Source organism: uncultured Blautia sp., assembly GCF_902497045.1.
Lineage (GTDB): Bacteria > Bacillota > Clostridia > Lachnospirales > Lachnospiraceae > Blautia_A.
This window is the reverse complement of sequence record NZ_CABVDF010000019.1, coordinates 1-22,194: the sequence shown is the minus strand read 5'-3', so window position 1 is coordinate 22,194 and position 22,194 is coordinate 1. Positions and strand designations below refer to the sequence as shown.

The following is a 22,194-nucleotide window of genomic DNA, read 5'->3' as shown; positions in this document are numbered from 1 at the left end:
TTTGGGCTTTTATGAGGTTTCAATAAATTCAAATTGAATTAGCACAATAGGTTAAATTATAATCCAAGGAGGAAACTGCAATGTTGGAGATTGGAACAAAGGCGCCGGATTTTATACTTCCAGATCAGAACGGTGACATGCATACACTGGAAGAATACAGAGGAAAAAAAGTTATCTTATATTTTTATCCCAGAGACAATACACCGGGATGCAGTAAGCAGGCCTGTGGATTTGGAGAACTTTATCCTCAGTTTACAGAAAAGGGAGCGGTTGTACTGGGAGTCAGCAAGGACAGCGTAGCTTCCCATAAAAAATTTGAGGAAAAATATAATCTGCCGTTTACACTTCTTTCTGATACAGAGCTTACCTGCATACAGGCATATGATGTGTGGAAAGAAAAGAATATGTACGGCAAAAAAACCATGGGCGTCGTACGTACCACCTACCTTATTGATGAAGAAGGTGTGATCGTTAAGGCTTTTGGAAAGGTAAAGGCTGCAGAAAATCCGGCACAGGTGCTGGGAGAGCTTTCTTAAATGAAAATTATCATATCACCTGCAAAAAAAATGAATGTGGATACTGATACCTATAGGGTGGAAGGACTTCCGGTATTTCTGGAGGATACGAAAATTCTTATGAAAGAGATCCAAAAGCTTGGCTTTTCCGATGCTCAGTCATTATGGAAATGCAATGACAAGCTGGCAGAACTGAATTATTTTCGTTTTCAGGAAATGAATCTGGAGAGAAATCTTACGCCGGCAGTTCTGACTTATGAAGGTCTTCAGTACCAGCATATGGCTCCTGAGGTTTTTTCAGAGGGAGCGCTTACATATATTCAAAAAAATCTACGAATCCTTTCGGGGTTCTATGGAGTTCTGAAGCCGTTTGACGGTGTGACGCCCTACCGTCTGGAAATGCAGGCAAAGCTGTCCGTACAGGGAAAAAAAGACCTTTATGATTTCTGGGGAGAACGGCTGTACAGAGAGCTGACTGACGGAGATCATCTGATCCTGAATCTTGCATCCAAAGAATATGCAAAGGCGGTAGAAAAATATCTGACTCCGGAGGACCGTTTTATCACAGTGGAGTTTGGAGAACGGAAGGATGGAAAAGTAAAGCAGAAAGCCACTCTGGCAAAAATGGCAAGAGGCGAAATGGTTCGTTTTATGGCAGAAAATAACATTCAGGATCCAGAGGAGATCAAGGCTTTTCATGAACTGGGATTTTCCTTTGAAGGAATGCTGTCTGATGAGAAGAAAATTGTATTTATAGCAGGATAATTCCTAAAAAAGCAAAATACCCGTTTCATTTCGTCTGCTTTTGATGTAAAATAGAGGTAGTGTTGAATCAGGACGCTGTGAATAAAATAAACAGCAGCCAATAAACAGTTGAAGGAGAGAAACCATTATGATTAATTGGAAAAATTTTGACAGTCTTGCTTCCTATAAAGAGATTGCTGACGTAGAGCGTGTGAACCTTGCAGAAGCAATGACAGGTGCAAATGGAGCAGAGCGTGTAAAAAAATACAGTGTTCCTATGGCAGCAGGCATGGCTTATAATTATGCTGCCAAGCAGGTAGATGAAAATGTTCTGTCAGCTCTTGAGAAGCTTGCAGAGGAAGCACAGCTTACAGAGAAATACAAAGCCCTGTATAATGGTGAGGTCATTAATACAGGTGAGAAACGTCTTGTCCTTCATCAGCTCACCCGCGGACAGCTGGGCGATGCAGTTGTTGCTGATGGTGTAGATAAGCGGGCTTTTTATGTGGAACAGCAGGATAAGATTGCAGAATTTGCCAATAAGGTTCATGCGGGAGAGATCACAAATGCCGCAGGAGAGAAATTTACAACTGTTGTTCAGATCGGTATCGGCGGAAGTGATCTTGGTCCTCGGGCAATGTATCTTGCATTGGAAAACTGGGCTAAGAAAAACAATACATTTAAAATGGAAGCAAAATTTATCAGCAACGTAGATCCGGATGATGCGGCAGCAGTACTGAATTCTATTGACGTTGCACATTCTATTTTTGTACTTGTTTCCAAATCAGGAACTACTCTGGAGACTCTTACTAACGAGTCCTTTGTGAAAGACGCACTGAAGAATGCTGGTCTGGATGCATCCAGACATATGATCGCAGTTACCAGCGAGACTTCTCCTCTGGCAAAGAGCGACGACTATCTGGCAGCTTTCTTTATGGATGATTATATCGGAGGACGTTTTTCCTCCACATCTGCAGTTGGAGGCGCAGTATTATCTCTGGCATTTGGACCGGAAGTATTTGCACAGTTCCTGGAAGGGGCAGCAGAGGAAGACAAGCTTGCCATGAATACAGATCTTCGTGAGAATCCGGATATGCTGGATGCTCTGATCGGTGTATACGAGCGCAACGTACTTGGATATCCGGCGACTGCAGTGCTTCCGTACTCTCAGGCACTGAGCCGTTTCCCGGCACACCTGCAGCAGCTTGACATGGAATCCAATGGTAAATCTGTAAACCGTTTTGGCGAGCCGGTAGATTATGTGACCGGTCCGGTGATCTTTGGTGAGCCAGGAACCAATGGACAGCATTCCTTCTATCAGCTTCTTCATCAGGGAACAGATATCATACCGCTTCAGTTTGTTGGATTTAAAAACAGCCAGATCGGTACAGATGTTGTGATCCAGGGAAGCACAAGCCAGCAGAAGCTCTGTGCAAACGTAGTGGCTCAGATCGTTGCTTTTGCATGCGGCAAGGCAGATGAGAACCGCAACAAAAACTTTGAGGGCGGACGCCCGTCCAGTATTATTGTGGGCGAGTCCCTGACACCGCAGGCTCTTGGAGCGCTTCTGGCACACTTTGAGAACAAGATTATGTTCCAGGGATTTGTATGGAATGTAAACAGCTTTGATCAGGAAGGTGTACAGTTGGGCAAAGTTCTTGCCAAACGCGTTCTTGCACATGAGACTGACGGAGCTTTAAAGGAGTTCAGCGATCTTCTGAACATCTGATTGAAACAGTCATTAACCAAAAATTTGATTTAATAAAAAACAGGCAGAGACAGTTCAGTTGTGTAGGGGCACAGAGAGCTGTCTCTGCTTGTTTTTATGGATAAGGAGACCTTGCCACGCTGACTAAAGAATAGTATAATACTCATAACTGTGAAAAGTTATCGACAGATTAAATGAACAGGAGATTTTATTTGTTTATGAAAAATTTTAATCTCAGTTTTTATAATGGAAAAAAGGTTCTGATAACAGGACATACAGGCTTTAAGGGAACCTGGCTGTGCCGTCTGCTTCTGGATGCAGGGGCGCAGGTGACCGGGTATTCTCTTGAACCGCCTACAGAACCCTCAATTTTTGATCTGACACATATGGGAAGCCAGATGCACTCTGTGATCGGAGATATCCGGGATCTGGACAGGCTGATGGAAGTATTTCGGGAAACCCGGCCGGAGATCGTGCTCCATCTGGCAGCGCAGCCGATCGTGCGGGAGTCATATAAAAATCCCGTATACACTTATGAGACAAACGTAATGGGTACGGTGAACATTCTGGAATGTGTACGTCAGACAGAGACAGTCAGATCTTTTCTGAATGTGACTACGGATAAGGTATATCATAACCGGGAATGGGAGTGGGGATATCGTGAAAATGATCCGCTGGACGGCTTCGATCCATATTCTAACAGTAAATCCTGCTCTGAGCTTGTGACGCACAGCTACAAAAACTCATTTTTCGGAGAACGGGATACCAGGATTTCCACAGCCAGAGCCGGAAATGTGATCGGAGGCGGAGATTTTGCCGCAGACAGGATTATTCCCGACTGCATCCGTGCGGCATTGGAAGGAAAGCCTGTACAGGTAAGAAATCCTCATTCTACAAGGCCTTTCCAGCATGTATTGGAGCCTTTGTATGCGTATCTTATGATCGCTGCCCTGCAGTATGAAGACCGGAAGTATGAAGGCTATTATAACGTAGGCCCGGGAGATGAGGACTGTGTGACTACAGGAGAGCTGGTGGAGCTGTTCTGTGAAGCCTGGGGAGACGGCCAGATCTGGGAAAACCATTTTGCAGGCGGACCTCATGAGGCAAATTTCCTGAAGCTGGACTGCTCCAGGCTGCGAAGTATCTTCGGATGGAAACCGGCATGGGGAGTCCGTCAGGCAGTGGAAAAGACTGTAGAATGGACAAAGGCATGGCAGTCCGGAGAAGACATCAATCTTATCATGAAAAAACAGATCCGGGGTTTTCTGGATCAGATGAAATAGAATAAAAGAGGAGACAGACTATGTTTGAAAATATGACAGAACAGCAGGCCAGGGAAGAAATCCTTGGTATGGTAGATGATTACTGCCAAAAATATCATAATCAGCAGAAACCGTTTGAGGAGGGAGACAGGATCCCCTATGCGTCCAGAGTTTACGATTCCAGAGAGATGGTGAATCTGGTGGACAGCGCACTGGAGTTCTGGCTGACGGCAGGAAGATATGCAGATCAGTTTGAGGAGAACTTTGCGAAATATCTGGGAGTACGTTTCTGCTCTCTGGTAAATTCCGGCTCTTCCGCAAACCTTCTTGCATTTATGGCGCTGACCTCCCCTCTTCTTGGAGACCGTCAGGTGCTTCCGGGAGACGAGGTTATTACTGTGGCTGCAGGATTTCCAACAACAGTAGCACCTATGATTCAGTACGGAGCGGTTCCGGTGTTCGTGGATGTGACCATTCCTCAGTATAATATCGATGTGACCCGTCTGGAAGAAGCGCTTTCTCCAAAAACAAAGGCAGTGATGATCGCGCATACACTGGGAAATCCTTTTGATCTGAAAGCACTGACAGATTTCTGTCAGGCGCATCAGCTGTGGCTGATCGAGGATAACTGTGATGCCCTGGGCTCTGAGTATGAGATCAACGGCGAGAAAAAACTGACCGGAACGATCGGTGATATTGGAACCTCCAGTTTTTATCCGCCTCATCATATGACTATGGGAGAGGGCGGCGCTGTTTATACCAGAAATCCGCTGCTTCACAAGATCGTAAGATCTCTTCGCGACTGGGGACGTGACTGCCGCTGTCCGTCCGGAAAGGACAATGTCTGCGGACATCGTTTTGACAGACAGTATGGAGAGCTTCCTCTGGGATATGATCACAAATATGTATATTCTCATTTTGGATACAATCTGAAGGCAACAGATATGCAGGCGGCGGTAGGCTGTGCCCAGCTTGAGAAATTCCCGGGATTTGTAGAAAGAAGACGTCATAATTATGCCCGCCTCCGCAAAGCCCTGGAAGGTATGGAAGAAAAATTCATCCTTCCGGAAGCATGCCCGAATTCAGATCCAAGCTGGTTCGGCTTCCTTCTTACCTGTAAAGAGGGTGTGGACAGAAACAAGGTAGTTCCTTATATTGAAAGCAAAGGCGTCCAGACAAGGATGTTGTTTGCCGGAAATCTCACCAAGCATCCGTGTTTTGATCAGATGAGAGCAGAAGGAAAAGGCTACCGTATTGCCGGAACACTGGAAAACACAGACAGGATCATGCGTGATACCTTCTGGGTAGGCTTATATCCTGGAATGACAGACGAAAAGATCGACTATATGGCAAAGGTGATCCGGGAGGCCGGAGAACTTTAAGAACAGCCGGGAAGGAACATGCAAATGATAATTGATGAAAAGCTGCGCTGGTATGGTTTCTGGACTGTGGATCGCCTCAAGGGCGGAAAGGTCCGGAAATATTATGAGGAGATCCGGGACAGCTACAAAAAAGGAACTCCCGTAGACAGGACACAGGAAAAGATCCGTAAGCTGATTTCCCATGCAGTGCGTACCACGGAATTTTATAAGGATTTTGATCCGGATACTCCGCTGGAAAAAATGCCGGTAATGAATAAAGATGCTTACAGAAGCCACTATGAGGAATGTCAGTCCAGCGTTTACAAAGAAGCTTCCGACAACCGGATCATGTATACCAGCGGGTCTACAGGCACCCCCTTTGCCATGATCCAGAACCGCAACAAAATCCTTCACAATACAGCTGCCAGTATTTTTCTGGGAGCTGCGGGCGGTTATTATATCGGCATGAAGGAAGCTTTTATCCGTATGTGGGTGGGAGACCATGCAAAAAAAAGCTGGCTTTCCCGTACCGCAGAGAATCTGATCATGATGGACTGCTCCAATCTGGATGATGAAGCTCTTGGAAAAATGGTTTCTGTGATCCGGAAGAAAAAAGTAAAGTGTATCATTGGCTACTCCTCTGCTATCGGAGAACTGGGGCGCTATATCGAAAAATACCAGGTGGACACAAAAGATTTTTGTGTGAAGGCCATCCTTCCGATTTCAGAGAGCATGCCCAGTGAGGTTCGGAGAAATCTGAAAAAAATCTTCCGCTGTACCGTGCGTTCCTGGTATTCCAATGAAGAAAACGGAATCATGGGACTGCAGCGGGAGGAAGATGAAAGCTACTATATTGATACGGAAAGCTATTATTATGAAATCCTGAAGCTGGACAGTGACGAACCGGCAGAACCCGGAGAACTGGGACGTATCGTGATCACAGATCTTTATAATTATGCCATTCCTCTGATCCGTTATGACAACGGAGATCTGGCGGTGGCGGAACGAAAGGAAAAAGACGGACGTTTCCGTCTGTACCTGAAAGAACTGTACGGACGGCGGGGCGATATGATCTATGACTGCAAGGGACGGATCGTTTCTCCCTTTGTGCTTCTGAACGGTCTTTCCATGGCAAAGGGAATCGACCAGTACCGTTTTATTCAGGAGGATGAGACTCGATATACGCTCTGGCTGAACGGAGACAAAGAGCAGATCGATGAAAAAGCCATCCTGGATTTTATCGGACCGTATTTCGGAGAAGAAGCAGAAATTACAGTGGAATATGTAGATGAGATCCCGGTGCTCAATTCCGGCAAACGGAAATCCTTTGAGAACCGGTGTGAGAAATACATAAAAAAATAACTGGGGAGGGTGCTTCTTGGCATCGAAAGAAAAACAGAAAAAAATTGTATCAAATACAGCCTACACCATAGGCGGCGCGCTTCTGATGAACGGAGTCCTGCAGGTTCTGGTCTATCCGCTGCTGAACCGTTTCATGGGAAGCGACCAGCTTGGTGAGCTGCTGTATCTTATGGGGCTGGTGGCGATTCTCTGTCCTTCGGTAGGGCAGGCTTTAAACACCAGCCGCCTTGTTGTGAGAAGAGATTACGAGGTAAAGAACGGAGACTATAATATCCTGCTTCTTTTATTTGGAGGCGTGGGTACGGCAGTGACTCTGATGGTGGGAAAAAACTCCATGGCCTCTGTTTCCGTGATCTTCTGGACCGTGCTTCTTCTTATGACGACGATCTTCCGGTATTACGGAGATGTGGAGTATCGCCTGAATCTGAACTACCGGAATTATTTTAATTATTATGCAGTTCTGACTGTGGGCTATGTGGCAGGCTTTGGTCTTTATTTCCTGACAAAAAACTGGTTTCTGGTATTTGTGACAGGAGAAGTGGCGGCACTTATATATCTTGCAGCCACCGGAACCGTATTTCATGGATTTTTTAAGAGAAGCAGCTGGTTTGGAACAGCCTTTCAGAGAGGTGGATTTCTTGTTGTTTCCTATCTGATCACCAACCTGACGCTGAATATCGACCGTCTTGTTCTGGAGCATTTGATCGGACATCTGGCGGTAACACAGTATTATGTGACTTCTCTGATCGGAAAAACACTGGTGCTTCTGGTGGCTCCGGTAAACACGATCATTATTTCTTATCTTACACGGAACCAGGAACGTATGGGAAGAAAGCAGTTTCTGCAGTTTACCGGGATCGGTGTGGGCGTCAGCCTTGTGTTTTTTATAGGTTCTCAGATAGGAACACCGCTGTTTGTATGGCTGTTTTACGGAGATCTTTATGAATCCGTAAAAGGAATGATGACGGTTGTGAATCTCAGTCAGATCCTGGGCGTCCTGTCTGCGTATCTTTTTATTGTAGTGCTGACCTTTACAGAAGAAAAGTGGCAGTTGATCCTGCAGATCATTCATCTGGTGATCATCACTGCTCTTGTGTTGCTTTTTACAAAGAACAGCGGTATCATGGGATTTGCGGAAGCGGTTCTGATTGCTAATGTCATCCGTGTGGCGGCAGTAATCCTTCTGGGATTCTGGAAAGCAGGAGACAGAAAAGCACAGCCGCTGAAGCAGTAAGGCATGATTCAGTGAGGAAAATGGGATCACTGTAAAATAAAAATGCGGAAGAATGAAATTCTGCTTTTAATGGAAAGGAAAAAATATGCAGGCTGGAGAAATTTTAAGAAGAGCTGCTTTTAACGGTCTTGACAGGCTTCACGGTGGAAAGCTTGCAAAGATAAAGGCGGTAAATAAACGGGAGATCGTAGAGGGGATCACTGAGGAATATGCGCAGCGCCGGGTGGAGATGCTTCTGGAACATGCGAAAAAGCACTCCGCATATTATAAGGATTATCAGAATGCCCGTGATATCACAGATTTTCCTGTTATGACAAAAATGAAATACAACGAAAACAAGGATACTATCCTCTGCGACATGTATCAGGATAAAAAGGACAGCCTGTTTCAGCTGAAGACCAGCGGATCCACAGGCGCGCCGTTTACGGTACTTTGCGACGGAGACAAAATGAACCGGGTGAATATGAACTTTATTTCTTTTATGGAGCTGAACGGCTTCCGTATGGGAATGAAAAGAGGCGAATTCCGTGTGTGGATTCCGGGAAAAAATGTGATCTCCAAATGGAAATCTTTTAAAAATAACCTGATCATGATCGATATCTCCAACATGGGAGATGAGGCGCTGGCCGGAATCTGCGAAAAGATACGCAAAGACCGGATCCAGGTTCTGGTAGCGTATTCCAGCGCTCTGGTAGTTCTTGCCGGATATCTGAAAAGAAAAAATGTAGATATCAGCAAATGGGATGTGGAAATGGTTTTTGCTATGGGCGAGGCTCTTCCACAGAAGACTTATGACGAGATACGGGAGATTTTTGGTTTTACGGCTGTACGCTCCTATGGAAATAATGAAAACGGCTTCCTTGCCTGCCAGGTCGGAGATGAGGACCGCTATACTGTGGATCTGTATAATTTTTATATAGAAATGCTCAGTCTTGATTCGGATGAACCGGTAAAACCGGGAGAACTGGGCAGGATCGTTGTGACTGACTATTATAACAAAGCATTTCCTATGATCCGTTATGATACCGGAGATACCGGGATTTATAAAGAAGTGACTGATGAAAAAGGAAGAAAGCACGGATATTTTACAGAAATCTACGGACGCCGGGGCTCCATGATGTACAACTGTAAGGGAGAGCCTTTATCCATCCATGTGTTTATGAACGTGCTGATCAATATGGAAGGAATTGTGCATCAGGCAAAATGTATCCAGTGGGAAAAGAAACGCTACGAGCTTCTTCTGAATGCAGACCGTACCAGAGTCAACGAAGAGGAGGTCGTTGCCTCCTACCGGAAATATCTGGGGGACGAAGCACAGATCGATGTGACGTATGTGGATGAGATTCCCATTGAGGCATCCGGAAAACGTATGGTATGTGTGCAGAAATGTCCGGATTATATGTAAGGTGGAGAAAAAATGAAACAGAAAGTATCTGATTATATTGCAGAATATATTGCACAGTGGGGTATACAGGATGTGTTTACCGTGACCGGAGGAGGCGCCATGCACATGAATGACGCCTTTGGTCATCATCCGAAGCTTCACTGTACTTATCAACATCATGAACAGGCCTGTGCCATGGCAGCAGAAGCCTATGCGCGTCTGGGAAACAAAATGGCGGCGGTCTGTGTAACTACAGGACCTGGCGCCACCAATGCCGTGACAGGTGTGCTGGGAGGATGGATGGATTCCATTCCCATGATCGTATTTTCCGGTCAGGCCAGATATGCCACCACAGTGGAGGCTTCCGGACTTCCGCTGAGAAGTATGGGCGTGCAGGAATGTAATATTGTCCCGGTAGTAAAGCCCCTGACAAAATATGCCCATATGGTGATCCGGCCGGAGGAGATTCGTTATCATCTGGAAAAAGCCCTTTATCTTGCGGTAAATGGAAGACCCGGTCCTGTATGGCTGGATATTCCTCTGGACGTACAGGGAGCTGTGGTGGAAACGGATGAGCTTCCGCCTTATGATCCTTCTGAAAATCCGGAACAGCAGCCGGCGAAAATCTCGCAGGAGATTATAGAACAGATTCTGGATAAGATCCAGAACAGCAGCCGTCCGGTACTTTCTCCGGGAAACGGTGTGCGTCTTGCAGGGGCGTCGAAGGAATTTCACCAGCTGGCAGAGCTGCTGGGGGTTCCTGTAGTGACAGGAATGAGCAGTGTAGATGCCATGGAATATGACCATCCTCTGTTTGTGGGAAGAAGCGGAGGAACCGGAACAAGACCTGGAAACTTTGCTCTTCAGAACAGCGATGTGCTTCTTTCTATTGGAAACCGTCAGGGATTTGCCCAGACCGGTTTCCAGTTTCAGGACTGGGCAAGAGAAAGCTATACCATTCTCAATGACATTGATGAAAATGAATTAAAAAAACCAAGTCTTCATGTAAGCCTTCCGGTATGCGGAGATGCAGGAGAACTGATCCAAAAGCTGATCCTGTCTGCCCGGAATAGGGGCGCTTCAAAAGAAACCCCTCTGTTTCAGGGAAAGGCATGGAGAGAGCAGTGTCTGTTATGGAAAGAAAAATATCCGGTGGTCACAGAAAAGCATTATGAGACTGTAGAAGAAGGCTGCACTAATATCTATGCTTTTTATGAAGAACTGTCAAAAGCCATGAAAGAAGATCAGAATCTGATGGTCAGTGTGGGGACTTCCCGCGTAGCAGGAAGTCAGACCTTTAAGGTGAAAAAAGGACAGCGATTTATTACAAACCCCAACACGGCATCCATGGGATTCTGCCTTCCGGGAGCTATTGGAGTCTGCATTGCATCCGAAAAGAAGCCGGTGGTATGTGTGACCGGAGAAGGAAGTCTCCAGATGAATATTCAGGAGCTTCAGACTATCATCCATAATCGTCTGCCAGTGAAGCTTTTTGTGATAAATAATCAGGGATATCATTCTATCCGTCAGACACAGCAGACTTATTTCGGAGAGCCGCTGGTAGGTGTAGGGGAAGAAAGCGGAGATTTAAGCTTTCCGGATCTTAGCCGGCTTGCTCCGGCATACGGATTTCCTTATGACTGTATTCACAGCTCAGAGGAACTGGAAGAAAAAATCAATAAGGCACTGGAAACGGAAGGGGCTGTGATCTGCGAGGTGTTTGTCACCAAATATCAGAAAACAGAGCCGAAGACTTCCTCTAAAAAGCTTCCGGATGGAAGGATGATCTCTGCACCGCTGGAGGATATGTATCCGTTTTTATCCAGAGAGGAGCTGGAAGAAAATATGTACATTCCGCTTCCGGAGCGGGGCTGACAGAAATACCGGACGGGAAAGAGAAAGGAAAATATGCAGAGGATTATTGTAACAGGAGCTACCAGCATGATCGGTACAGCTCTGATAAATGAATGTATTAAAAAAGGCATTGAGGTTTATGCAGTGCTCAGGGCTTCTTCAGGAAAGAAGATGCGTCTGCCGGAAAGCGAAAAGCTTCATATGGTAGACTGCTCTCTGGAAGAACTGGAGACGCTTTCTCAGAAAATTATGGAAAAATGCGACACCTTTTACCATATTGCATGGGGGAATACAGGAGAAAACCGTAATTCCAGCACAGAACTTCAAAGCAGGAACATTGCATATACACTGGCAGCAGTGAAGGCAGCGTATGCTCTTGGCTGCAGGCGGTTTATCGGTGCGGGATCCCAGGCGGAATACGGTCCTATGGATGTGGCTAAGATCTCTCCGGACAGTCCGGTAAATCCAACCACTCCCTATGGCGCTGCAAAGCTTGCTTCCGGGCAGCTGGCACGGATGCTTTGTAAGGAGCTGGGGATGGAGTGTATCTGGCCAAGAATCTTCAGCGTTTACGGAATTTATGAAAAAGAAACCACCATGGTGGCATCCGGACTTAGGAAAATGCTTGCCGGGGAAAAAACGTCTTTTACCCCGGCTTTGCAGAGATGGGATTATCTTTTCAGTGCAGATGCAGGAAGAGCTTATTATCTTATAGGAGAAAAAGGAAAAGACGGAGCCGTGTACTGTGTGGGAAGCGGGAAGGCAGCGCCTCTTAAAGACTATATAGAAATCATGGCGGAGCTTACCGGCGCAGAAGAAACCGGGATCGGAGCCAGACCATATCCGGCAGGCGCAGTGATGAATCTTTGTGCGGATATTTCATCTCTTACAGAGGATACCGGATTTGTGCCGGAATATACCTTCCGGGAGGGAATCAGAGAAACCATAACCTGGCTGAAAACCGGGAGTACAGGAGAAGCAAAATGAAAAAAAAGATATCGGTGGTGATCCCCACCTATAATGAAGAAGCAAACGTCGCTGCCCTTTCAAAGGCAATTATAGAGGTAATGGAACGGGATCTCAGTAATTATGACTATGAAATCCTGTTTATCGATAACCATTCCAGGGATAACACCCAGGCGATTCTCAGAGGTCTTTGTACCAATAACAAAAAGATCAAGGCTATTTTTAACGCCAAGAATTTCGGTCAGGCAAGATCTCCGGTCTACGGAATGAAGCAGGCCTACGGAGACTGTGTGGTTCGTATGTGTGCAGATTTTCAGGATCCGGTAGATATGATCCCGAAATTTGTAAAAGAGTGGGAAGACGGGCATAAGATCGTGATCGGTGTCAAAAAGGCCAGTCAGGAACGGAAGATCATGTATAAGATCCGCGGTCTTTATTATAAACTGATCCAGAAGATCACGGATATCGACCATATAGAACAGTTTACCGGGTTTGGCCTGTATGACAAAAAATTTGTGGATGTAGTGAGGGATCTTCACGACCCTATGCCTTATCTTCGCGGCATCATTGCGGAGCTGGGATTTGATTATAAGGCGATCCCTTATACACAGCCGAAGCGTCGGGCAGGAAAGAGCAAGAATAATTTCTACAGCCTGTATGACTATGCCATGATCGGCATTACTTCTTACTCAAAAGTGGTGATGAGACTTGCCACTTTTGCCGGATTTATCATTGGTGGATTAAGTCTTGTGGCGGCGCTTGTGTATCTGGTACTGAAGCTGATGTACTGGGATCGTTTTTCGGCAGGTATTGCACCAATGGTGATCGGTATGTTCTTTCTGGGATCTCTGCAGCTGTTTTTTATTGGATTTTTAGGGGAGTATGTGCTGAGTATCAATACCAGAGTCCTGGATCGTCCTCTTGTAGTAGAGGAGGAACGTCTGAATTTTGAAGAAGAGGAGACTCTGAAAAAAAACGTATCTGAGAAAGTGGAGAAAAAGGATTCAGAAGCTGCGGATACGAAGGAGAACAGTAATGAATAAGAAAAAAGAAAAAAACACGCCGGGATATTTTTCCCGAAAAAAAGCAGAGTGGGAAGGTATGCGTCTGTGGAATGGAGAAGAACTTTGCAGACTTGACTGGATCTTTTCTTTTCTGATTCTGGCAGTGCTTTTTGTGCTTTGTGCCCATTCGGATGTGAAGCTGACCGGAAATCGTTCTTTCCTGATGTATGAGCATTTTACAGACTTTTATCAGGCAAGCTATGAGCAGTCCGGAGGATACTGGGCTAATTACCTGCCCAGCACCTTTCTGGCATACGCTATCTGGAACCTGCCTCTTTATCTTACCGGACATGCACCGGAGGCCATTCTCACCAATAGCTTCATCAATATCATGTGGTATAAGCTTCTTCCGGTGATTCTTTATTTTATCACAGCTCAGCTGATGTACCGGATCGGTAAGGAAATGGGATTTGGAGAAAAGAAATCCCTCCTGTGCAAGTTTGCATTTCTGGTGTTTCCTATGGGAGTATTCAGCCAGTTCATTTTCAGCCAGTATGATATTTTTACAGTGTTTTTTATGGTGCTGGGCTTCTATCTTTTTCTGACAGGAAAAATGTGGCAGTTTGCACTTGCTTTTGGCATGGCAGCAACTTTTAAATACCATGCAGTGCTGTATTTTCTGGTTCTGCTTCTTCTGAAAGAAAAGAAGATACGAAATCTGATTCGATATACGATACTTATGGCGGTTCCTCTGGCAGTGGAGATTCTTCCGAATATGGGATCAGAAGCCTTCAGGAGAAATGTTTTCGGATTTGGCGCTCTGGAATATGTGCAGAAGCCTTTTGCCCTGGGATTTTTCAGCGGCATCAATCTTCTGGCGGCTGTGGCAGCTTTTGTGCTTGTGTGGGCTTATCAGAGAAAAACAGAGACAAAAGGAGAACTGGAATCCTGGGCGGTATTTTTCTGTGTGGCAGTCAGCTTTGCTATTTTTGGATTTTCCACCTGGAATCCTCAGTGGATCCTTCTGATGGCTCCATTCCTTGTTCTGAACATTATGATCAGCGGCAATGGAAATCTGCTTTTGATGGTAACAAACATTTTTATGCTTGCCATGTATATTTTCTGCAGTCAGAGTATGGTGGATGAACGAGTACTGAACAGCGGAATTTTGAAATATATTTTAAAAGACAGAGAATTTGCAGTTAGGATGTGGGATATTTACCGGTTCCACGATCAGGAGCTTCTCTGCACAGCAATGTGGATCGTTCTTGTAATCTATGTGGTATTTGGTCATCCAAGATACCACAGCAGAAAGGGCTCAGCTGTGGCAAAAGGACTGATATGGCAGATCCGTTCCGCCTTTCTTTTTGGAGTGGCAGCCTTTGTGATTCCTATGCTGGTATGCGCAATGGGTGTGCTTCAGGGAAAAGTGAATTTCTTTGATAACAGCCGTCAGAACATGGAAATGGAAAATGTAGTGATGCTGGAAGAAAACCAGCCGGTGGTGCAGGAATTTACCGCAGACGGAACCACATTGTCCAATATCAAAATCCGCGTGTTTACTCAGGCGGGGACAGAGCCTGTCAGCTTGGAGATCGCTCTTCGGGATAAGACAACAGGGGAGCTGCTTTATGAAAGCAAGGGAGATACTTATGGGATTAAGGAAAATACAGCCCTTTATTCTTTTCTGAAGCATCCGGTTGAAGTAGAAAACGGAAAAACCTATGAACTGGAAATATCCAGTGACGCGCCTGCGGGAAGCGGAATAGGACTTTACTGTGTGACAGATAAAAAAGGTCAGGAGCTTCTGACAGAGATTCCGTCAGGGGAAGAAGCGGATGGTCCGGCTGCGGCAGAAAAAAGGTGCCTGCAGATGTGCATATCCGGAATAGAATAATAAGTACTATTTTATAAAACTGTTGTAGGAACAAAATCCTGCAGCAGTTTTTCTTTATGCTACTTTAACGTCAAATGATCGGAACTTAACACCTATTTTATAAAATGTCGTATACAATGTCTGAGAAAAGAGAGGAGGATTTATATATGATGGACGTTGCTATGACAGCAGTTCTTCTTGGCTGTTTTGGCCTTGTGAAGCTGTTTGCGGATTTCTGTGAATCACAGGTGGATCCAAAAGAAAAATAGGTGGAAAGGCGGAGTAAGATTATGATAGCATTGGGAATCATCATTCTGGCACTTGGTGGCTATCTGGTATATGCGCTGATATATCCGGAAAAGCTGTGAAAAATTACAGATCTGTTCAGAGAATGGTGGATTTTATTTAAGACAAAAGGGAGAGCAACAGGAGGAGAGAAATGTTACAGATCATTCTTACACTGGTAATGTTCCTGGTACTTGTGATTCCCATGGGAAAGTACATGTATCACATTGCCACAGAACAAAAAACTTTTGCAGATAAAGTTTTTAATCCAATCGATCATTTAATATATAAAATCTGCGGTATCAAAAATGAGGATATGGGATGGAAAAAATATGCCCTTACTCTGGTAACTGCAAATGCAGTGATGGTTTTTGTGGGATACCTGATCCTCAGGATTCAGAATCTTCTGTTTCTGAATCCAAACGGCATTGAAGGAATGGAATCAAGTCTTTCCTTTAATACGATCATCAGTTTTATGACAAACACCAACCTGCAGCATTATTCCGGTGAAAGCGGACTTTCCTATGCAGCGCAGATGTGCGTGATCATTTTTATGATGTTCACTTCAGCAGCCAGCGGCTATGCGGCATGCATGGCATTCTGCAGAGGGCTTTCCGGAAGAAAGCTGGGGAATTTTTACAGGGATATGGTAAGGATCACAACCAGGATCCTGATTCCGGTATCTTTTATAGTAGGTCTGATCCTGGTAAGTCAGGGAACACCTCAGACACTGATGCAGAATTTTACAGTAGAAACGATTGAAGGAAAATATCAGGATTTTGCAATGGGTCCGGTAGCGGCTCTTGAATCCATCAAGCATCTGGGAACAAACGGCGGCGGCTTCTTCGGCGCAAACTCAACCACACCATTTGAGAATCCTACAGTAATTTCAAATATTGTGGAGCTGCTTTCCATGATGATCCTTCCGGGAGCCTGCATCGTAACCTTTGGCCACATGCTTCATGACCGGAAGAAAAACAAAGTAAAGGCAGCAGCCGTGGCAGTGGCGCCTGCAAAGAAAAAAATCCTTATGGGACGTCAGGGCGCTGTAGTGTTTGGCGCAATGGCAGTCATCTTTATGATCGGACTTCTGTTATGCTACAACTCAGAGATGGCAGGAAATCCCGTGATCGCAGAAATGGGAATCGACCAGAGTGCAGGAAGCATGGAAGGAAAAGAGGTTCGTTTCGGAACTGCCCAGTCTTCCCTGTTTACTACAGTGACAACTTCCTTTACCACAGGTACGGTAAACAACATGCATGATACACTGACTCCTCTTGGGGGTCTGGTGCCAATGCTCCATATGATGCTGAACTGTGTGTTTGGCGGCAAGGGCGTAGGCCTTATGAACATGGTGATGTACGTGATCCTGGCAGTGTTTATCTGCGGTCTTATGGTTGGACGTACACCGGAATATCTGAATAAAAAAATCGAAGGAAAGGAAATGAAGTTGGTAGCTATCGTAATTCTGATTCATCCGCTTCTGATCCTTGGTTTTTCCGCACTGGCAGTTGCAGTTTCCGGAGGGCTGGATGGTATCACAAACCCATCCTTCCACGGACTGAGCCAGGTATTGTATGAATACACTTCCTCGGCAGCAAACAATGGTTCCGGTTTTGAGGGACTGGCTGACAACAGTGTATTCTGGAATGTGACAACAGGACTTGCAATGTTCTTTGGAAGATATATTGCCATTGTAGCTCAGCTTGCCATTGCCGGTTCTCTTCTGGCAAAGAGGAGAGTCAATGAATCCATTGGTACCCTGAGAACGGACAATGTTGTATTTATGATCGTTCTTGTATTTATTGTATACATCTTTGCGGCGCTGACCTTCTTCCCGGCTCTTGCACTGGGACCGATCGCAGAGCATCTGTCGCTGTGGATGTAGTAGATGCAGAAAAAGGAGACGAGAAACATGGCTAAGAAGGAAAAAACAAAATTCATTACTCCGGATATTCTGAAAACTTCTGTTATTGGAGCATTCCAGAAACTGGATCCAAGATATATGATCAAAAATCCGGTAATGTTTGTTGTTGAGATTGGATTTATTATCACTTTGATTCTGACATTCTTTCCTACAATGTTTGGAGGAAATGCAGAGTACAGAATTTATAATGGAATTGTAACAGTGATTCTTTTTGTGACAGTGCTGTTTGCAAACTTTGCAGAATCTGTTGCAGAGGGACGTGGAAAAGCCCAGGCGGCTTCTCTGAAAAAAACCAAACAGGACACAAAGGCGCGGGTACTTCTTTCAGGCGGACAGGAAAAAACAATTAATGCGTCTGAGCTGAAAAAAGGCGATATTGTTCTTGTAAAAATGGGAGAGGTGATCCCCAATGACGGCGAGGTTATTGAAGGAATCGCTTCTGTAGACGAGTCTGCTATTACAGGAGAATCTGCTCCTGTAACAAGAGAAGCAGGGGGAGATTTTTCTTCTGTAACAGGTGGAACTACGGTAGTATCTGACTGGCTGAAAATAAAGATCGTTGCTGAGCCGGGAGAATCTTTTCTGGATAAGATGATCTCTCTTGTAGAAGGTGCATCCAGACAGAAAACACCAAATGAGATTGCGCTGAACACGCTTCTGATCGTACTGACCCTGATCTTCCTGATCGTTGTGGTAACTCTTTATCCCTTTGCAGGGTACCTTGGAGTGGAGATTCCGGTATCATGGGCAATTGCCTTGATGGTATGTCTGATCCCTACAACCATCGGCGGACTTCTTTCTGCTATCGGTATTGCAGGTATGGATCGTGTTACCCGTTTTAATGTCATTGCAATGTCAGGTAAGGCTGTGGAAGCCTGCGGTGATGTGGATACCATGATCCTTGACAAAACAGGAACCATTACTTTTGGTAACCGTCTTGCGGCAGAGTTTTATCCGGTGGAAGGTGTGGATAAGGAAGATCTGATCAGATACAGCGTTCTGTCTTCTCTGCTTGACGGAACTCCGGAAGGAAAATCCACAGTTGACCTCGGTAAAAAGATGGGATGTGATCCGGACAGTCTGAACACAGAAGGAATGGAATTTGTAGAATTTACTGCTCAGACAAAAATGAGCGGGGTTGACTGCAAAGATGGAACCATTATCAGAAAAGGCGCATATGAGGCAATTAAAACATTTGTACAGGAAAAGGGAGGAGAGATTCCTTTTGACCTGGAAGGCATTGTAACAGAAGTTTCCAACCTTGGCGGAACACCGCTGGTAGTGTGTGTGGATTCGAAGATCTACGGAGTGATCTACCTGAAGGATACCGTAAAACCGGGACTGGTAGAGAGATTTGAGCGTCTTCGTGAAATTGGTATCAAAACTATCATGTGTACCGGTGACAACCCTCTGACAGCGGCAACCATTGCAAAGGAAGCCGGAGTGGACGGATTTATTGCAGAGTGTCGTCCTGAGGACAAGATCACAGCCATTAAAAAAGAGCAGGCAGAAGGTAAGCTGGTAGCCATGACAGGTGATGGAACCAATGATGCTCCGGCTCTTGCTCAGGCAGATGTAGGTCTTGCCATGAACTCAGGAACCCAGGCGGCAAAGGAAGCCGCAAACATGGTGGATCTGGATTCTGACCCCACTAAGATCCTTGAGGTAGTGGAGATCGGAAAGCAGCTTCTGATCACAAGAGGATCTCTGACAACCTTCAGTATTGCCAATGATATTGCAAAATATTTTGCTATTATCCCGGCAATGTTTACACTGGTCCTGCCACAGATGCAGATTTTGAATATCATGCATCTGGCTACTCCGGCAAGCGCCATTCTTTCCGCACTGATCTTTAATGCGATCATTATTCCGGCGCTGATCCCCATTGCCATGAAGGGAGTCAAATATAAACCTATGAAAGCAGAAAGACTTCTTCTTAGAAATATGGGTGTGTATGGACTTGGCGGAATTATCGTCCCGTTTGTGGGAATCAAGCTGATAGATCTGATTGTAGCTCCAATGCTTGCAATGATTGGAATGTAGGAGGAATGTTTCATGAAAAAGTTTGGAAAAATGCTGGGAAAGGCATTTGTATTCTGTATAGTGATGATCGTGCTCTGTTCATTTGTCTATCCCCTCGCCCTGACAGGTGTGAGTCAGCTGACCATGAAGAATAATGCCAATGGAAATCTGATCGACAAAAATGGAGAACCGACCAATAATATAGAAGAAGCTGTGGGTTCCGAACTGGTAGGCCAGGATTTTACAGAGGATTATTTTTTCAGAGGAAGAGTTTCTTCTGTAAATTATAATACATACACAGAGGAGCAGAAAGAAAACGGCGAGTATACAGGCGTATCTTCAGGAAGCTTTAACTATGCGAACTCCAATCCTGAACTGGAAAAAAGAATTCAGGAAGATCTGGATGAGTTTCTGGAAACTCATCCCGGAGTAAAAAAAGAGGATATTCCTTCTGATCTTCTGACTGCTTCCGGTTCCGGACTTGATCCCCATATCAGCCCGGAGGCGGCGCAGGTTCAGGTTGCGGCAGTAGCTGAAAATTCCGGTCTTTCCGAGCAGGAAGTGCAGGACATTGTAAAAGAGAACACAGAGCATAAGGTACTTGGGATTTTTGGAGAAGAAAGAGTAAATGTGTTGAAATGCAACCTTGACATTGCAGGCGCAATGGGACTGATCTGACAGAAAGAAGAGGGTAAAATGGAAGATACAAGACCTGATTCAGAATATCTGTTAAAAAAGCTTCAGTATGAGGAAGAGCAGAAACTGAAAAAAAATAAGGGTAAGCTGAAAATTTTCCTGGGATATGCGGCAGGCTCCGGCAAAACCTATACCATGCTGGAAGCGGCTCATGAAGCAAAAAAACATAATACAGACGTGGTGGCCGGGTATATTGAACCTCATGACAGGCCGGATACACGCAGACAGGCGGAGGGGTTAGAAACCATTCCGCCTCTTGTGGTAGAATATAAAGGGGTAAAGCTCCGGGAGTTTGATCTTGACCGTGCTCTGGAGCGGAAACCTCAGCTGATTCTTGTAGATGAACTGGCTCACACCAATGCTCCCGGCTGCAGAAATGAGAAGCGGTATCAGGATGTAAAGGAGCTTTTGCGGGCAGGGATTGATGTTTATACCACCATTAACATTCAGCATCTGGAAAGCCTGAATGATCTGGTGGGCTCTATTACCCATATAGAAGTGCGGGAAAGGATTCCGGACAGTGTGTTTGACCATGCGGATCAGGTGGAGGTTATTGACATTGAACCGGAAGATCTTCTGGCTCGAATGAAAGAGGGGAAGATCTATAAGCCGGTGCAGGCGGAAAGAGCCATGAATAATTTCTTTAAACGGGAAAAACTTGCGGCTCTTCGAGAGATTACTCTGAGGCGTACGGCAGACCGTGTAAACCGTATCGCAGAGGAAGAACGGAATATTACCGGGGACATGGACTACCACACAGGAGAACATATTCTTGCCTGCATTTCCGCCGCGGAGTCAAGCGCAAAGGTCATCCGGTCGGCGGCCCGTCTTGCCTATGCCTTTCGCGGGCAGTTTACAGGGCTTTACGTGGAAACACCTGCCATGCAGGAAGCTGATGAAAAGACGAAACAGGGTGTGCGGAGAAATATGGAGCTTGCCCGGGCTCTGGGAGCAAAGATCGTTACAGTGTATGGTTCTGATATTGGCAGCCAGGTTGCAGAATATGCAATGGTAAGCAATGTTTCGAAGGTGGTTCTTGGAAGGACAAACCACAGATTTTTTATGCGAAAGCCAATGGCGGAGGTACTGGAAAAATTGAACAGTATGGCTCCCAACATTGACGTATATATTATCCCGGATATGAAAAACAGAAAGGCTGCAGGAAAATACGGTCACAGAGAAGGCTGCAGAAAGGCAGAAAATGCAGGAATGCAGGCATTGTGGGAATTTGGACTGATCAATATAATTCTGGTTCTTACTACGATCGCAGCCTGGATTCTCCAGAAATTTCACCTTCCGGAATCCAATATCATTATGGTGTATATTCTGGGAGTGCTGCTGTCGTCCTACATATCAGACAAAAAAATCTATGCGGTTTATTCGTCCCTGTTCAGTGTGCTTGCCTTTAATTTTTTATTTACAGAACCGTACTTTTCTCTGAAGGCTTATGATAAAGGATATCCCACCACTTTTGCAATGCTGTTTATTGTGGGGCTTTTTACAGCGTCCCAGACAAGAAAGCTGAAGCTTCAGAACAAAGAAAGTGTAAAAAAGGCTTACCGGACAGAGATTCTTCTGGAAAACAGCCAGAAGCTCCGCCGATGCAAATCCGAAAAGGAGGTCTGGCAGCAGGCGGCGGCCCAGGTGGAAAAGCTTCTGGATCTGTCTCTTGTGATCTATCCGGTAAATAAAGACGGGCTTCTGGGAGAGGCAATGCTGTTTCCCCGTCAGGGAACAGAAAAAACCAGTCTGGAACCTTTGCTGACTTCTCAGGAAAAAGCGGTGGCAAAATGGGTGGCAGCCAATCACCACCGGGCAGGAGCCTGTACTCATACTCTGTCAACAGCAAAAGCTATGTATTTGCCTGTTCAGGATGAGGAAAATGTGAAGGGTGTCATGGGGATTTTCCTGGAGGAACGCAGACAGATCCAGGAGTTTAAATATGGGCTTCTGATTGCAATGCTGAACGAAACAGGCGTGAAATTAAAGGATTA

At 45.4% G+C, this 22,194-nt stretch carries 17 protein-coding genes; all 17 read left to right on the top strand.

Going from position 1 to position 22,194, the window contains the following annotated elements; genetic code table 11:
* Positions 1 to 80: 80 nt before the first annotated feature.
* Positions 81 to 536 carry a thioredoxin-dependent thiol peroxidase gene (gene bcp, locus RDS42_RS03160; protein ID WP_308782339.1) on the top strand — a complete coding sequence of 152 codons (456 nt, stop codon included), beginning with the start codon at positions 81 to 83 and terminating at the stop codon, positions 534 to 536.
* The gene (yaaA, locus tag RDS42_RS03155; protein WP_308782338.1) at positions 537 to 1,280 is read left to right on the top strand and encodes a peroxide stress protein YaaA; all 744 of its coding nucleotides are present in this window, start codon (positions 537 to 539) and stop codon (positions 1,278 to 1,280) included.
* 127 nt (positions 1,281 to 1,407) lie between these two features.
* Positions 1,408 to 2,988 carry a glucose-6-phosphate isomerase gene (locus RDS42_RS03150; protein WP_308782337.1) on the top strand — a complete coding sequence of 527 codons (1,581 nt, stop codon included), beginning with the start codon at positions 1,408 to 1,410 and terminating at the stop codon, positions 2,986 to 2,988.
* Positions 2,989 to 3,185: 197 nt separating this feature from the next.
* Positions 3,186 to 4,250, top strand: coding sequence for a CDP-glucose 4,6-dehydratase (rfbG, locus tag RDS42_RS03145; protein WP_308782336.1), 1,065 nt, complete (start codon positions 3,186 to 3,188; stop codon positions 4,248 to 4,250).
* A gap of 20 nt (positions 4,251 to 4,270) precedes the next feature.
* Positions 4,271 to 5,611: a lipopolysaccharide biosynthesis protein RfbH gene (rfbH, locus tag RDS42_RS03140; protein WP_308782335.1), complete on the top strand. Its 1,341-nt coding sequence runs from the start codon at positions 4,271 to 4,273 to the stop codon at positions 5,609 to 5,611.
* A 24-nt stretch (positions 5,612 to 5,635) separates the two neighbouring features.
* Positions 5,636 to 6,952 (top strand): phenylacetate--CoA ligase family protein, encoded by a 1,317-nt coding sequence (locus tag RDS42_RS03135; RefSeq protein WP_308782334.1) that lies wholly within the window; start codon positions 5,636 to 5,638, stop codon positions 6,950 to 6,952.
* A gap of 16 nt (positions 6,953 to 6,968) precedes the next feature.
* A complete protein-coding gene (locus RDS42_RS03130) occupies positions 6,969 to 8,186 on the top strand; it encodes a hypothetical protein (protein ID WP_308782333.1) in 1,218 nt (405 codons plus the stop codon).
* A gap of 85 nt (positions 8,187 to 8,271) precedes the next feature.
* The gene (locus RDS42_RS03125; RefSeq protein WP_308782332.1) at positions 8,272 to 9,591 is read left to right on the top strand and encodes a phenylacetate--CoA ligase family protein; all 1,320 of its coding nucleotides are present in this window, start codon (positions 8,272 to 8,274) and stop codon (positions 9,589 to 9,591) included.
* Between the two features lie 12 nt (positions 9,592 to 9,603).
* The gene (locus RDS42_RS03120; protein WP_308782331.1) at positions 9,604 to 11,445 is read left to right on the top strand and encodes a thiamine pyrophosphate-binding protein; all 1,842 of its coding nucleotides are present in this window, start codon (positions 9,604 to 9,606) and stop codon (positions 11,443 to 11,445) included.
* Between the two features lie 33 nt (positions 11,446 to 11,478).
* A complete protein-coding gene (locus RDS42_RS03115; RefSeq protein WP_308782330.1) occupies positions 11,479 to 12,411 on the top strand; it encodes an NAD(P)-dependent oxidoreductase in 933 nt (310 codons plus the stop codon).
* Positions 12,408 to 13,433, top strand: coding sequence for a glycosyltransferase (locus RDS42_RS03110; RefSeq protein ID WP_308782329.1), 1,026 nt, complete (start codon positions 12,408 to 12,410; stop codon positions 13,431 to 13,433). Before RDS42_RS03115 ends, RDS42_RS03110 begins: the two co-directional genes overlap by 4 nt.
* Complete coding sequence (locus tag RDS42_RS03105; RefSeq protein ID WP_308782328.1) at positions 13,426 to 15,291, top strand: glycosyltransferase 87 family protein; 1,866 nt, start codon at positions 13,426 to 13,428, stop codon at positions 15,289 to 15,291. Before RDS42_RS03110 ends, RDS42_RS03105 begins: the two co-directional genes overlap by 8 nt.
* Positions 15,292 to 15,539: 248 nt before the next feature.
* Entirely contained in the window at positions 15,540 to 15,638 is a 99-nt protein-coding gene (gene kdpF / locus RDS42_RS03100; protein ID WP_308782327.1) for a K(+)-transporting ATPase subunit F, read from the top strand.
* A 71-nt stretch (positions 15,639 to 15,709) separates the two neighbouring features.
* A complete protein-coding gene (kdpA, locus tag RDS42_RS03095) occupies positions 15,710 to 17,443 on the top strand; it encodes a potassium-transporting ATPase subunit KdpA (RefSeq protein ID WP_308782326.1) in 1,734 nt (577 codons plus the stop codon).
* A gap of 27 nt (positions 17,444 to 17,470) precedes the next feature.
* A complete protein-coding gene (gene kdpB / locus RDS42_RS03090) occupies positions 17,471 to 19,525 on the top strand; it encodes a potassium-transporting ATPase subunit KdpB (RefSeq protein ID WP_308782325.1) in 2,055 nt (684 codons plus the stop codon).
* Positions 19,526 to 19,537: 12 nt separating this feature from the next.
* The gene (gene kdpC / locus RDS42_RS03085) at positions 19,538 to 20,182 is read left to right on the top strand and encodes a potassium-transporting ATPase subunit KdpC (RefSeq protein ID WP_022068173.1); all 645 of its coding nucleotides are present in this window, start codon (positions 19,538 to 19,540) and stop codon (positions 20,180 to 20,182) included.
* 18 nt (positions 20,183 to 20,200) lie between these two features.
* Positions 20,201 to 22,194: DUF4118 domain-containing protein (locus tag RDS42_RS03080; RefSeq protein WP_308782324.1), on the top strand; the 1,994-nt coding region annotated here is incomplete at its 3' end.